The organism is Rhizobium sp. BR 315 (genome assembly GCF_050577975.1).
Lineage (GTDB): Bacteria > Pseudomonadota > Alphaproteobacteria > Rhizobiales > Rhizobiaceae > Rhizobium > Rhizobium miluonense.
The window spans coordinates 85054-97349 of record NZ_JARWKZ010000013.1 but is presented as its reverse complement, the minus strand read 5'-3'; the positions used below and the strand labels follow the sequence as shown (position 1 = coordinate 97349).

The 12296-nt window shown below is 60.8% G+C and carries 17 protein-coding genes; 6 read left to right on the top strand and 11 right to left on the bottom strand.

Features of this window, described 5'->3' with window-relative positions:
* The first annotated feature begins 10 nt into the window (after positions 1-10).
* Positions 11-892, top strand: coding sequence for an NAD(P)-dependent oxidoreductase (locus tag QD409_RS15670; RefSeq protein ID WP_092850697.1), 882 nt, complete (start codon positions 11-13; stop codon positions 890-892).
* 99 nt (positions 893-991) lie between these two features.
* Complete coding sequence (locus QD409_RS15665; protein ID WP_092850691.1) at positions 992-1627, top strand: LysE family translocator; 636 nt, start codon at positions 992-994, stop codon at positions 1625-1627.
* Between the two features lie 84 nt (positions 1628-1711).
* Here the strand turns inward: QD409_RS15665 and QD409_RS15660 are convergent, their stop codons facing one another.
* From QD409_RS15660 to QD409_RS15645, 4 genes are all read right to left on the bottom strand, one after another.
* Complete coding sequence (locus QD409_RS15660) at positions 1712-2683, bottom strand: threonine ammonia-lyase (RefSeq protein ID WP_092850686.1); 972 nt, start codon at positions 2681-2683, stop codon at positions 1712-1714.
* Between the two features lie 89 nt (positions 2684-2772).
* Positions 2773-3345, bottom strand: coding sequence for a DUF4865 family protein (locus tag QD409_RS15655; RefSeq protein WP_092850683.1), 573 nt, complete (start codon positions 3343-3345; stop codon positions 2773-2775).
* 2 nt (positions 3346-3347) lie between these two features.
* Positions 3348-3743, bottom strand: a complete 396-nt coding sequence (locus tag QD409_RS15650; protein ID WP_092850680.1) for a cupin domain-containing protein — start codon at positions 3741-3743, stop codon at positions 3348-3350.
* A 5-nt stretch (positions 3744-3748) separates the two neighbouring features.
* Positions 3749-4141, bottom strand: a complete 393-nt coding sequence (locus tag QD409_RS15645) for a tautomerase family protein (RefSeq protein WP_092850677.1) — start codon at positions 4139-4141, stop codon at positions 3749-3751.
* A 110-nt stretch (positions 4142-4251) separates the two neighbouring features.
* On the opposite strand from QD409_RS15645, the gene QD409_RS15640 reads away from it, so the two are divergent.
* Positions 4252-5193: a LysR substrate-binding domain-containing protein gene (locus QD409_RS15640; protein WP_092850674.1), complete on the top strand. Its 942-nt coding sequence runs from the start codon at positions 4252-4254 to the stop codon at positions 5191-5193.
* On the opposite strand, the gene QD409_RS15635 is transcribed toward QD409_RS15640, so the two are convergent.
* The 6 genes from QD409_RS15635 to QD409_RS15610 form a co-directional block, all read right to left on the bottom strand.
* Positions 5172-6221, bottom strand: a complete 1050-nt coding sequence (locus QD409_RS15635) for an alpha/beta fold hydrolase (protein ID WP_092850849.1) — start codon at positions 6219-6221, stop codon at positions 5172-5174. The two genes, QD409_RS15640 and QD409_RS15635, sit on opposite strands and share 22 nt — an antisense overlap.
* Positions 6222-6330: 109 nt before the next feature.
* Entirely contained in the window at positions 6331-6960 is a 630-nt protein-coding gene (locus QD409_RS15630) for a hypothetical protein (protein WP_092850671.1), read from the bottom strand.
* A gap of 91 nt (positions 6961-7051) precedes the next feature.
* On the bottom strand, positions 7052-7177 hold the full coding sequence (gene ykgO / locus QD409_RS15625) for a type B 50S ribosomal protein L36 (protein WP_003566454.1): 126 nt from the start codon (positions 7175-7177) through the stop codon (positions 7052-7054).
* Positions 7178-7330: 153 nt separating this feature from the next.
* Entirely contained in the window at positions 7331-8389 is a 1059-nt protein-coding gene (locus QD409_RS15620; protein ID WP_092850665.1) for a 5-(carboxyamino)imidazole ribonucleotide synthase, read from the bottom strand.
* Positions 8386-8880 (bottom strand): 5-(carboxyamino)imidazole ribonucleotide mutase, encoded by a 495-nt coding sequence (purE, locus tag QD409_RS15615; RefSeq protein ID WP_092850848.1) that lies wholly within the window; start codon positions 8878-8880, stop codon positions 8386-8388. The genes QD409_RS15620 and purE overlap by 4 nt, the downstream gene beginning before the upstream one ends.
* Before the next feature lie 19 nt (positions 8881-8899).
* Positions 8900-9103 carry a YdcH family protein gene (locus QD409_RS15610; RefSeq protein ID WP_037151625.1) on the bottom strand — a complete coding sequence of 68 codons (204 nt, stop codon included), beginning with the start codon at positions 9101-9103 and terminating at the stop codon, positions 8900-8902.
* 231 nt (positions 9104-9334) lie between these two features.
* Between QD409_RS15610 and QD409_RS15605 the strand changes: the two genes are divergently transcribed.
* A complete protein-coding gene (locus QD409_RS15605; protein WP_037151622.1) occupies positions 9335-9508 on the top strand; it encodes a YdcH family protein in 174 nt (57 codons plus the stop codon).
* Between the two features lie 251 nt (positions 9509-9759).
* Here the strand turns inward: QD409_RS15605 and QD409_RS15600 are convergent, their stop codons facing one another.
* Complete coding sequence (locus QD409_RS15600; RefSeq protein WP_034476040.1) at positions 9760-10020, bottom strand: ArsR/SmtB family transcription factor; 261 nt, start codon at positions 10018-10020, stop codon at positions 9760-9762.
* A gap of 222 nt (positions 10021-10242) precedes the next feature.
* Between QD409_RS15600 and QD409_RS15595 the strand changes: the two genes are divergently transcribed.
* Both QD409_RS15595 and QD409_RS15590 read left to right on the top strand, forming a co-directional pair.
* Positions 10243-10896: a thiamine phosphate synthase gene (locus QD409_RS15595; RefSeq protein WP_092850847.1), complete on the top strand. Its 654-nt coding sequence runs from the start codon at positions 10243-10245 to the stop codon at positions 10894-10896.
* 9 nt (positions 10897-10905) lie between these two features.
* Positions 10906-12132: a tetratricopeptide repeat protein gene (locus tag QD409_RS15590; RefSeq protein WP_092850658.1), complete on the top strand. Its 1227-nt coding sequence runs from the start codon at positions 10906-10908 to the stop codon at positions 12130-12132.
* The last annotated feature ends 164 nt before the right edge of the window (positions 12133-12296 follow it).

Sequence of the window (12296 nt, the reverse complement as noted above, 5' to 3'; positions counted from 1 at the left end):
AGATATGCCAATGAAAGTCGGATTTATCGGATTGGGTCAGATGGGCAGCGCCATGGCGGCCAATCTCATCAAGGCCGGGCACGAAGTGACGGTCTACAATCGTTCGCGGGATAAGGCCGAGGCTTTGGTCGGCGAGGGTGCTAAGGTTGGCGCGACCGTGGCGGAGGCTTGCGGCGGTAAGGCCGTGTTTACGATGCTTGCCCATGACGATGCGCTGTCGGCCGTCGTTCATGGCGATGGTGGCGTTCTGGCAAGCCTCGGTCAGGGTGCAGTTCATATCTCCGCAAGCACGATCAGCGTCGCCATGTCCGAACGGTTGACCAAGGAGCACGCGGCTGCCGGCCAACGTTTCGTCTCCGCACCCGTCTTCGGTCGTCCGGAAGCTGCTGCCGCGGCGAAGCTCTTCGTTGCCGCAGCCGGTACGCCCGACGCGATCCAATCGGTCATGCCGCTCTTCGAGGCTATAGGTCAGCGTAGCTTCGTGCTCGGCGAGGAACCGAAGGCTGCCAATCTCGTCAAGCTCAGCGGCAATTTCCTCATCGCCGCCGTCATCGAGTCGCTTGGCGAGGCCATGGCGCTGGTCGAGAAGGGCGGTGTGGACAGGCACGCCTATCTCGATCTCTTGACCTCGACGCTGTTCAATGCGCCCGTCTACAAGACCTATGGCGGGTTGATCGCGGATCGCAAGTTCAAGCCCGCCGGCTTCACCGCGCCGCTCGGCCAGAAGGATGTCCGGCTGGCACTGGCCGCCGGCGAGGCGCTCAATGTGCCATTGCCGCTTGCCAGCCTGCTGCGTGACCGGTTCCTGACCTTGCTTGCGCATGGCGGGGAGGAGCTGGATTGGTCGGCCATCGGCGCCTTGGCTGCCAAGGATGCGGGGCTGGCGGAGTAGTTCATAAGCCAGAGGCTCGGCACACTGGAAGCCTTCAAGCAGGCACTTGCTAACCGCCGCACCGCATGCAACCTTCCTCGCCCAAAGAGGAGGGACATCATGCATCTGACCACGCTGCTCGCCTTCGTCGCCGTTTCTTTCATCGGCATTGCGACGCCGGGGCCGACCGTGCTTCTGGCGCTGACCAACGGTTCACGCTTCGGCGTCAAACGCGCCTTGCCGGGCATGGTCGGTGCGGTTCTTTCCGATGCGGTCTTGATCACCGCCGTCACCATTGGTCTTGGCGCCCTGCTTGCGGCTTCCGAATTCTGGTTCTCGGCGCTGAAATGGGTGGGCGCTGCCTATCTCGCCTTTCTCGGCATCATGATGCTGCGGTCAAAGGGGAGCATCGACGGCGCTTTGCAGGCCGGCGCGAGCCAGCCGAAGGGAACCGCCTTTGCCATCGGCCTGAAGAGCTTCATGGTCGCCGTCACCAACCCCAAGGGCTACCTCTTCTTCTCGGCCTTCCTACCGCAGTTCATCGACCCTTCTGCGCCGCAACTGCAGCAATACATCATTCTGGGCGTCATCTTCGCTGCGCTCGATTTCACGATCATGTTTGCCTATGCGGTTTTCGGCTCGCAGGCTGTGCGCGTGTTGAAGTCGGAAGGGGCGAAATGGCTTGAGCGCGCCTGTGGCGGCGCGCTGCTGGCTCTTGCCGGATCACTGGCGCTCTATCGTCGCGCTGTGAATTGAGGCGGAGCAGAATAAGCCGCTCTGCCCTTTTGTTTTCGCGCAATTCCGGGCGGAAAACCGCTGCGCAGTTTTTCTGGAATTGCTTTAGTGGCGGCTCAGCGCCGCTTCGAAGACATCCCTGTCGACATTGCCGCCTGAGGTGACGGCGATCACCGTATCGCCATCGACATCATTGCTGTGGAAAAGCGCTGCGGCCAGTGCGACGGCGCCGCCCGGTTCCACGACGATCTTCAAGCGGGTGAAGGCGAGCGCCATAGCTTTCTGCGCTTCTTCGTCGGTGACGACGAGGCCGGGGCCGCAGAGGCGCTTCAGGATCGGAAAGGTGATGTTGCCCGGCTGCGGGGTGATAATGGCGTCGCAGATCGAGCCCTGCAGCGCGGCATTGCGCTCGATCTTGCCGGATGCCAGCGAGCGGGCGGTATCGTCGAAATCCTGAGGTTCGCATGGATGCACCTTCAGGCCTGGTGCACGGGATTCGAGTGCGAGCGCGATGCCTGAGGTCAGGCCGCCGCCACCGCAAGGGACGAGCACGCTTGCAGCCTCGATGCCTTCTTCGGCGGCCTGTTCGGCGATTTCCAGCCCGGTCGTTCCCTGGCCGGCGATTACCTGCGGCTCGTCGAAGGGCTTGATGAGCGTCAGGCCACGCTCCCTGGAAATGCGTGCGCCGATCTCGTCGCGATCTTCCTTGACGCGATCATAGAGTACGACCTCGGCGCCAAAGGCGCGGGTATTGGCGATCTTCAGCTTCGGAGCATCCGTCGGCATAATGATGACAGCGGGGACGCCGTGCAGCTTTGCTGCCAGTGCCACGCCCTGTGCGTGGTTGCCGGACGAGAAGGCGATGACGCCCCTGGCGCGCACAGCCGGTTCCAGCGCCGAAACCGCCGACCAGCCGCCGCGAAACTTGAAGGAGCCGGAATGCTGCAGGCATTCAGCCTTAACGAACAGGCGGCGACCGGCGATCTCATCGAGAAAGGGCGAGGAGAGAAGCGGCGTGCGCCGGGCCCGACCGCCGAGGCGAGTGCGGGCGGCTTCGATCATTGCGATATCGACCATGGAGGGATCACTCTTCTGATTCAGAAAGACTTTCCATCCATAGAGCGCCCGCCTTTCCTTTAAAACAAGGAGATTGTCCCCGTGACACTTCAGGCGCCGCCAGGCAGCGAGAGATGCCCGATATTATAGATCTGAAGCCCGGATTGGGCCGGATCTTTTGGTGGCTCGGCCAAGAGATGGAGGCGCACCAACGTCCAGTGGCTCGGCTCGAAGGCGACGACCGAGGCGAGCGAGCTGCCATTCGACAGCGCTTGGGCCACGGCTTTGCTCTCTTCTCCTCGCAGGTCGGCAAGCGATGCGTCTGGCTCGATTGCGACCACCTCGCGCGTGGCGAGCTTGGCGCTGCGAATATCCGTAGCCGTATCAGCGTGCCAGACGATCCAGGTATTGACCTGGGGACGGCCGAAATTCTCGGTCAGAGCCAGGAAGCCGGGACCGCAGACGAAGTCGCTCAGGCCTTCCTCTTGCTGCCAGACGTAGAAGGGGGAATAGAGATTCTGCCTGCTCCCTGTAACAGCATCGCCCTTTCTTGCCGTCAGGTAGGCTTTGAACTTCAGGCCCGGGAGATTGTCGAGCAGGGGACCTTTCTCGCGGATGCGGCGATCAATGATCGCCATGTCGTAATCCGCGGGCAGGGGGAAATCATATTGCATGGCGATCATGGTCATTCCTCCAGCCAGGTCACGGCGCTTCCATCCTGCGCCGCCTGGATGCTGATATAGGAAAAGGCGTTCTCCGGCGTCGCGCCGTGCCGATGGCGCTCGTTCGGTGCGAAGCTGATGCAATCGCCGGCATACAGCTCTTCGGTCGGGCCGCCGAAGCGTTCGGCAAGGCCGACGCCGGACAGGACATAGAGGATCTGTCCGTGCGGATGCGTATGCCAGCGGGTCATGACGCCGGGCTCGAGTGCGCAGCGCATCGCGGTCAGCCCACCGTCTTCACTGCTCTCCACGAGCGGCTCCACCAAGAAGGAGGCGGTGGCGATGCCTTCGGGCGATGGCCGCATATTCGTGCCGGCACGGTGAACAGCGGGCGATTGGGTCGATGTGGCCTGGGGCATCGCTCTCAGACCTGTTCGATCATCTGCGCGCGACCGTCGGCAAAAGACCAGTCCTCGCGCGTTGCCGTCGTAATCGTGATCATGATGTCTTCGGGACGGACGCCAGGCGCGTCGCCAAGAAGTTCGGCGACCCGGTGATAGAAAGCTTTCTTCACCTCCGTGCTGCGCGGCTTGCCGATGGTGACATCGAAGAAGACGTAGTTGTCCGAGCGTGGGGTGCTGGCGAAATAGGTCCGATCGAAGACGAGTTCGTGCGGCTCAAGCTGATGAATGGCCTGGAAGCGATCGGTGGGCGGCACGTCGAAGGCTTCGACCAGAGCACGGTGGAAATTGTCCGACAGTGCCCTGAGATATTCCGGCGACTTGCCGCGCAGAAGGGTGATGCGGGTGAATGGCATGGGATGCTCCTGTTTCCGTGTCACTTGACGATCATAGAATGCCAGCAGATAATCATCCCGAAAATCAGATAATTATGGATTTATAGTCCTAAAAATATGGATGGTTATCCATGCGGAAGATTATTTTCGATCTCGATGTGCTGCGCAGCTTCGTCACCGGCATGGATCTCGGCAGCTATGCCAAGGCGGCAGACCGGCTCGGGCGCTCGACCTCTGCGGTCAGCGCCCAACTCAAGAAGCTGGAAGAGCAGGCGGGGACGCCGATCTTCCGCAAGGCGGGCCGAGGGCTGGCGCTGACCGATGCCGGCGAGACCCTGCTCGGCTATGCCAGACGTCTGCTGGACCTGAATGACGAGGCGGCTACCGCGCTGCACGGGACCGAGCTTGAGGGTTGGGTGCGCCTGGGATTGCAGGAGGATTTCGGGGAAACGCTGCTACCCGACGTGCTCGGACGTTTCGCGCGCGCCCATCCAAAGGTGCGCATCGAGGCGCGCGTCGTGCGTAATGTGGAATTGGTCGAGCGGGTGACGTCAGGCAAGCTCGATCTGGCACTCGCCTGGAGCGATGGCTTCCGCACGGCCCATACGGATCGTATCGCTGAAGTGCCGCTCTGCTGGGTCGGTCCGGCGAATGGTGACGTGCAATGGCATGCCGACAGCGGCGAGGCCATGCCGCTTGCCTCGCTCGAGGCGCCCTGCCTGCTACGCAACATCGCCACAAAGACGCTCGATCGCGCCGGCATAGGCTGGCGGATATCTTTTGTCAGCCCCAGCCTCGGAGGCCTTTGGGCGGCAACGGCGGCGGGCCTCGGCCTGGCGCTGCGCACCCCGCTCGGCCTGCCTCCGAAGGTACGGCAACTGACGCCAGGGCAAGCCGGGCTGCCGGCCTTGCCGAAGCTGGATCTCGTATTGCATCGCGCCGAGGCAGAGACGAGCCCTGCGACGGAACGACTGGCATCGATCATGCTGCAGGCGGTGCGGCAGGCGGTCGAGGCTGTGCCGCAGAGCCGGATATTCGAGGACATGCCTGGCTACGAGGTCGTCACGGCCTGAGAGACAGCGCTGGGCTCAGCTGATTCTTCCGTCAGGTCGGCGATCCGGATTTCCGCCTGTGCGGCAAGCACTTGCAGATCGCGCGGCTGGCCTGCCAATCGTTCCATCGCGGCGATTGCGACATCGGTCGTGACGTAGTCCGGCTTGTGACCGAGGTTGCGGATGGTGACGAGTTCGGCACCCACAATATCCCGCGCAAGCCCGCGCGAATGCAATTCCTCCAGTACGATATCGTCGCTGTCGCCGGTAATGATGACAGTAGGCGCCTTGATCTCGCGATAGCGCGGGGCGTGAGCGGAGACATAGGCAAGGAGGTTGACCACGTCAGCCGCGTTGTTGCGGAAGGTCTGTGGCCGCAACACCAGCTCCGGCGCCGTCTTGATGATATAGTCTGCGGGTCGCGCGTTCGGACGGAAGATGCTGAGCGTGCCGGTCTCGACCCTGCGCAGGCCAAGCGGGATGACAAACAAATGCGTGAAGAGCCAGCCCAAGAAAGGCATGGCGGCGAGCGTGTAATACCAATCGACGCCGCCGGGCCAAGGGTGGGTGGCAGGTGCCAGAAACAGCAGCCCCTCTGTCTTCTCGGGATGACGCATGCCGAAAGCGGCAGCAATCGCACCGCCGAAGGAATGGCCGATGATGATGGCGCTCTTGATGCCGCGCTTGTCCATCAACCTGGCGACGGCATCGGCCTGGCCGGAGGGAAGGGCGTTTTCAGCCGTTCCGCGTTCGGAGTAACCATGCCCTGGACGGTCGACGAACAGCATCTCGGCGCGGCCGCTTAAAGGTGCCGCAAAGGCTGCGAACTGATCGCGCAGATTACCACTGGCGCCATGGATGAAGACCAATGCGGGGAGATCCGCGGTCGCCGGGCGCGGCAGATGCACGGCGTTCAAACGATAGCCGCCGATGTCAGTCAGCTCGCCGATATTCGGATAGGTCTGCTCGATCGCACGCGTCTTGTAGGCGGAAAAGCCCGCAGCAAAGACAACAAACGTGATAATGGCGGTGAGTAGAGAATCGATCATCGCGGCACGGATCAAATATCGCAAACCACTAATCTAGTGCAGCGCTGCGGCATTTCATCCCTTTTGGGGTGGTTTCCGCAACGGAAGATGGTCACCCCTTGGTAGGGGATCAGGTACGGCTGCCGGCAATCTTTTCCGAGAGTTTGCTTGCTTCTTCCTGCGCCGAGCGATTCGCCGGATAAACTTCCAGAAAGCGCTCCCAGGCCCTGAGCGCGAGTGCATCGTTGCCGCGTTCGGTCAGCAGCGTCGCCATGCCGGCCAGCGCGCCGAAATGGCGTGGCTCAATGCGCAGGACCTGATTGATGTCTTCCATCGACTTGCGATAGTCGCCGATGGCGAAATTCAGCGTCGCGCGCCTGTTCCAGCCTTCGCAATAGTCGGGCTTCAGTGAGATCACCTGATCGAGATAATCCATGGCAGCGGCGCTGCGCTTGTCCAGGATAGCCTTGTCGGCCCATTGCATCAGGAGATTGATCGTGGCGCTGCCGGAATCGCTGAGCTCGGCATTGATCTGATCTGCGATCAGGCCCGCCTGATCGGGATCTCGCTGGCGCTTCAGCGCCGTGAACAGATTGTCGAGCTGCTGCTTGGGCGAGAGGCTGCCGGAGGAAGCACTGGGATCCTTCTTTTCCACAGCAACCGGCTCATCCGCCAACGCTGCATGAGGTGCGAAGGCAGTCAGAGCAAGCAGAATCGGCAGGGCTAGATATGACAAAGCTAAAACGCGCATGGCGGGCATAGTAGCCCGCCAATGTCGAAGATCAAAAACAAATTTGATGCGATCAACTAAAACTGAGCGCCCGATCCATGGGATGGGAGCCGCGCGCCAATCAGCCCTGACGAGCCTTGAAGCGCGGGTTCAGCTTGTTGATGATGTAAATGCGGCCCTTGCGGCGGACCAGACGGTTGTCACGGTGACGCGCCTTAAGCGACTTGAGCGAATTCTTGATCTTCATTTTTCTGATCCGCGATGTTCGAGGGGGAATGTCACATTCGCCCGTATCTTTTAACAATCAAAAGCGCGCTCGGGGCGCGCTCTTTAGGGTGGGGAGCAAATACCCTGTCGCCTGGGGCCTGTCAACCATGTCAGGGGCTTTTTCCCGCAGCTGTTAGCGGAGAAGCTGTGTAACATGGCCCATTTTGCGGCCGGGGCGCGCTTCGCTCTTGCCGTAGAGGTGCACAAGCGCATCGTCAAGGCGCAGCCATTCCGGCAGTGCCAAAATGTCGTCGCCGATCAGATTCGTCATGATGCAGTTCGAATGGCGCTGAGGATTTCCGAGCGGCAGGCCGGCGACTGCGCGGATATGCTGCTCGAATTGCGAGATGATGCAGGCGGCTTCCGTCCAGTGGCCGGAATTGTGCACGCGCGGCGCCATTTCGTTGGCGATCAGGCTCCCATCGGCGAGCACGAAGAACTCGATGCCGATCACGCCGACATAGCCGAGCGCTGTCAGGATCTTTTCCGCAGCCGTGCGCGCGACTGCTGCCGTCCGCTCCGAAATTTTGGCAGGCAGCGTGGACGTATGGAGGATACCGCCGCGATGGATGTTTTCAGCCGGATCGTAGCAGGCGACCGTTCCGTCAATGCCGCGTGCGGCGATGATCGAAATCTCGCGCTCGAAGGATACGAAGCTTTCGAGAATAAGGGGTACACCGCCCAAGGCCGCATAGCCGCCATCGGCGCGGTCCGCGGCGGAGCGGTAGACGCGCTGGCCCTTGCCGTCATAGCCGAGGCGACGGGTCTTCAGCACGCCCTGGCCGCCGAAATCGGCGAGCGCGGCTTCGAGGTCGGCTTGGCTGTCGACGGCATGGAAGCGGGCGGTCGGAATGCCGCAGCCATTGATGAAGCGCTTCTCTGTCAGCCTGTCCTGCGCCATCTCGAGCGCTTTTGGCGGCGGATAGACGGCAACGTCTGCAGCAAGCTTTTCGGCAGCGTAAACCGGAACGTTTTCGAATTCGTAGGTTACGACATCGCACCGCTTCGCCAGATCGGCCAGCGCGGCCGCATCGTCATAGGCGGCGAGGATCTGCTCGCTGGCGACCTGCGCAGCCGGACAATCGACCTGCGGTTCGAGGATGATGGTGCGAAAGTTCAGGCGCGCGGCCGCCATGGCCAGCATGCGGCCAAGCTGGCCGCCGCCGATGATGCCGATCGTCTTTTCGGTCATAGGTCGTCCATCGGATATTCGGCAACGGCGGCGCTCTGTCGCGCCCGCCATTCGTCGAGCCGGTCGGCGATCTCTTCGTCGCCGAGCGCCAGGACGGCGGCGGCAAGAAGGGCGGCATTGACCGCACCGGCTTTGCCGATCGCCAGCGTCCCGACGGGGATGCCTGCCGGCATCTGCACGATGGAGAGCAGGCTATCCTGTCCGGACAGCGCACGCGATTGCACCGGCACGCCGAAAACCGGCAGCGGCGTCATGGATGCGGCCATGCCGGGAAGATGAGCTGCGCCGCCGGCGCCGGCAATGATGACCTTGAAGCCTTCGTCCCTTGCGCCCTTGGCGAAACTCACCAGCCTGTCGGGCGTGCGATGGGCGGAAATGATGCGCGCATCATAGGTGATCTCCAAGGTTTCCAGAGTGTCTGCGGCATTTTTCATGGTTTCCCAGTCGGACTGGCTTCCCATAATGATGGCGACAGGCGGTCTTTCGGTCATCATCGTCGCGTTATGCTCCTCAGGCTATGATGTCGGGAATGATCTGGTCTTCCAGCTTGGAAAGCTTGTCCTTGATGACGAGCTTCTTCTTCTTCATGCGCTGGATGCGAAGGGCTTCGCAGCCCGTCTGGATCATGGCATTGATTGCGGCGTCATAATCTTCGTGTTCCTGGCGCAGCCGCGCCACGATCAGCCTGATTTCCGCCTGTTCCTGATCGGCCATGTTCATTTCCCCAGCATCTCGCGGAATCGCATCCCTTCCGCCTTGTAAATCCCGCAAGCTCCTATCACCAAATGGCGATAACGGGAAGTTATCCTTCATCACGAATTTGCCGCCTATAGGCCACGTTTTCACCTTCGACAAGGGCTCGATATTATGGCACAGTGGGAAGGTTGACACCTAGAGCCCTGGCGAATGGATGGTCGGGGCCCTTAAAGAGGAAGGAAGGGTCATATGACTGTTCAAGCTCATCTTGAATCGCTCGAAAAGAAACATGTCGCTCTTGAGGAGGAGCTGCATCTGGCACTGACGTCTCCCTCTATCAATGATATCACGATAGCTGATATCAAGCGCAGGAAATTGCGAGTCAAAGACGAAATCCAGCGTCTGCGTTCGTCGGTTCACTGACGCAACGCTTGTAGAGATCAAAACATCGATCTTGGGGGCAAGATGCAGATCGAAAGATCCTGAAGCAATTTCGCAATCAAGATTCGATGAGTATTTCCGTCAAAGCGGATGCGCCAACGTCATATCGTACGGGGTAGGGGTTGGCGCAATTTTCCCTTCTTATGTAGCAAATGCCGCGAGCGTCAGCTTCGATGATATCTGCTGGCGAATTCCGCAAATTCACTGAAGTCACGAAGGCGAAGGCCCGACTTTCAGGACCAGAACTGATCCAGCCATAAATTGAGCTTATCGAAGCCGCGGCTGTTGACCGCGTATATGCGCTTCGTACCTTCATTGGTCACTGAAACGAGATTGCTGTCGAGCAATGCCTTGAGATGCTGCGAGACAGCCGGGCGGCTGATCGGCAGGCCTTGCGCCAGTTCGTTGACCGTCTTGGGTGCGCGGCGCAACTCCTCCAGCAGGTAGCGCCGGTTCGGGTCCGCGATGGCTGCGAAAGGATCCATGGTCGACATGGCGAAAAGCTACGTCAAACGCCAGGGTGCGGCAAGCTAATTGTGCGCTGCATGATATATTGTGGAATGGGGCCTGCAGCGGCGCCGATAACAGCATGCCTTTCGCCATGGATTGCCCGTTTCGATTGCTGCCTCTTGTCAGAGAGAGCTAACGGATTTACTCACGACTATCGAACCGGTGAGCCGTCGCTGACGATGGAAGCCGAAACCATGGAAGCTCGCATGACCGTGCCCGAAGATCGTTGCCGCCTCGTTCTCATCGTCCCCGATATCGCCGATATCGAGGAACAGGCGAAGGTCGTTGCTGATGCACTCAGGGGCGGCGATGTCGCCTCGGTGATCATTCCCCAATACGGACTGGATGACGTTGCGTTCCAGAAGCATGCGGAAAAGCTGGTGCCGATCGTTCAGGCCGCCGGCGCTGCAGCCTTGATTTCCGGCGATAGCCGCGTGGCGGGGCGGGCGAAAGCCGACGGACTGCATATCGCTGGCAATCTCGCCGAGCTTGCGGATGCCGTGGAGAAATTCGTGCCGAAGCTGATCGTCGGCGGCGGCAGCGCCACCGAAAGGCACAGCGCGCTGGAGGTTGGCGAGCTGCGGCCCGACTATATCTTCTTCGGTAAGCTGGACGGCGATATCAAGCCCGAGGCGCATCCGAAAAATCTGGCGCTGGGGGAATGGTGGGCCTCGATGATCGAGATCCCCTGCATCATCATGGGCGGCACGGATGCGAAATCGGCGCTGGAGGTGGCCTTGACGGGCGCCGAATTCGTGGCGCTGCGTGCGGCGGTGTTCGCCGAGCCCGCAAATGCGCCTTCCATCGTTGCCGAAGTGAATGCGCTTCTCGACGAAAAAGCGCCACGGTTTGAGGATTGATAGCGTTTCATGTCGTCAAAGCCACGATTCTGCCATCGATCCTTTCTTGCCGCGCTCGCAATCGGGCTTGCGGCATTTCCGCTGTTGGCAGTGGCGCAATCGGGAAATAGCGACACCTCGCTGCCTGGCGTCACGACGCAAGCCGAGAAGGGTGCGCGGCCCGAAAACAATGCGCAGCTCGATGATGGTTCGGCGGTAACGGACAAAGGCGCGCCGCAAGAGAACAATAGCATCGTCACGCGGCCGCTGAATGCCGATGTCAGCACCTTCAAGAACGAGAAGATCCAGCCAGGCGCCGAACCCAAGGCAGAAACCGATGTCAAGCCGTCGGCAGGTGTAGGCGTATTCGAGCGCATGGGCGCGAAGCTACCCGATCTGCCGCAGGAAAAGCCTTTCACCGGCAAGATTGACGAGGCCTTTGGCGCCTTCCAGCGCGGCTATTACCTGACCGCCTTTCAAAGAGCCTTGCCGCGGGCGCAGCTTGGCGATGCTGCCGCGCAGACCCTGATTGCCGAGCTGATGACGCAGGGCCTCGGCGTCAAGCGCGATACCAAGGACGCCGCCTTCTGGTACAGCAAGGCGGCCGAGGGCGGCGATGCTACAGCGATGTTCAAATACGCGCTGATCCTGGTGGAAGGGCGTGACGTCCCCCGCGATCGGAAAAAGGCGGACGAATGGATGCGGAAGGCGGCCGATGCTGGAGAGGCCTCCGCCGAATTCAACGTGGCCCAGATGATCACTGCCGAAAACCCCGGATTGAAGGGGTTGCAGATGGCGCTTCCCTATTATGAGAAATCCGCCGAGCAGGGCATTGCCGATGCGCAATATGCCGTCTCGCAGCTCTATCTCAACCTTCCCGATCTGCCGGCGGAAAAGAAGGCGCGGGCCCGGGAATGGCTGTCGCGCGCTGCCAATGCCGGTTTCGATACCGCGCAGCTCGATATGGGCATCTGGCTTATCAACGGCACGGCAGGCAAGCAGGATCTCGAAAACGGCTTCAACTGGATGCGGGTTGCAGCCTATCGCGGCAATGTCGTCGCGCAAAACAAGCTGGCGCATCTCTATATCAATGCCATCGGCACGACACAGGATCCAGTGGCGGCGGCCACCTGGTATGTCATATCCCGTCGGGCCGGCCTGAAAGATCCGCAGCTTGAGGATTTCTATCAGGGCATCGAGGATTACCAGCAGAAGGCGGCCATCGACGCTGCCAACAAATACCGCCGCGTACGGTAAATAGCGGGCCTTAATCCGGTCTTACGACATGCCTCGCAGCACCACTTTGCCTGCGCTGTCGCCTCGCCACTTGAAATTCCCCCGATTTTATGGTCTTGAGGCCGCCAATCTTTTATTCGCGCTGACGCTCCGCTCCGCCGGGGTCCGATTTTGGGCCCGGTCAG

Coding starts and splice junctions, on each gene's coding strand:
- QD409_RS15670 (WP_092850697.1), top strand. CDS start 11: ATGAAAGTCGGATTTATCGGATTGGGTCAGATGGGCAGCGCCATGGCG.
- QD409_RS15665 (WP_092850691.1), top strand. CDS start 992: ATGCATCTGACCACGCTGCTCGCCTTCGTCGCCGTTTCTTTCATCGGC.
- QD409_RS15660 (WP_092850686.1), bottom strand. CDS start 2,683: ATGGTCGATATCGCAATGATCGAAGCCGCCCGCACTCGCCTCGGCGGT.
- QD409_RS15655 (WP_092850683.1), bottom strand. CDS start 3,345: ATGATCGCCATGCAATATGATTTCCCCCTGCCCGCGGATTACGACATG.
- QD409_RS15650 (WP_092850680.1), bottom strand. CDS start 3,743: ATGCCCCAGGCCACATCGACCCAATCGCCCGCTGTTCACCGTGCCGGC.
- QD409_RS15645 (WP_092850677.1), bottom strand. CDS start 4,141: ATGCCATTCACCCGCATCACCCTTCTGCGCGGCAAGTCGCCGGAATAT.
- QD409_RS15640 (WP_092850674.1), top strand. CDS start 4,252: ATGCGGAAGATTATTTTCGATCTCGATGTGCTGCGCAGCTTCGTCACC.
- QD409_RS15635 (WP_092850849.1), bottom strand. CDS start 6,221: ATGATCGATTCTCTACTCACCGCCATTATCACGTTTGTTGTCTTTGCT.
- QD409_RS15630 (WP_092850671.1), bottom strand. CDS start 6,960: ATGCCCGCCATGCGCGTTTTAGCTTTGTCATATCTAGCCCTGCCGATT.
- ykgO (WP_003566454.1), bottom strand. CDS start 7,177: ATGAAGATCAAGAATTCGCTCAAGTCGCTTAAGGCGCGTCACCGTGAC.
- QD409_RS15620 (WP_092850665.1), bottom strand. CDS start 8,389: ATGACCGAAAAGACGATCGGCATCATCGGCGGCGGCCAGCTTGGCCGC.
- purE (WP_092850848.1), bottom strand. CDS start 8,880: ATGACCGAAAGACCGCCTGTCGCCATCATTATGGGAAGCCAGTCCGAC.
- QD409_RS15610 (WP_037151625.1), bottom strand. CDS start 9,103: ATGGCCGATCAGGAACAGGCGGAAATCAGGCTGATCGTGGCGCGGCTG.
- QD409_RS15605 (WP_037151622.1), top strand. CDS start 9,335: ATGACTGTTCAAGCTCATCTTGAATCGCTCGAAAAGAAACATGTCGCT.
- QD409_RS15600 (WP_034476040.1), bottom strand. CDS start 10,020: ATGTCGACCATGGATCCTTTCGCAGCCATCGCGGACCCGAACCGGCGC.
- QD409_RS15595 (WP_092850847.1), top strand. CDS start 10,243: ATGACCGTGCCCGAAGATCGTTGCCGCCTCGTTCTCATCGTCCCCGAT.
- QD409_RS15590 (WP_092850658.1), top strand. CDS start 10,906: ATGTCGTCAAAGCCACGATTCTGCCATCGATCCTTTCTTGCCGCGCTC.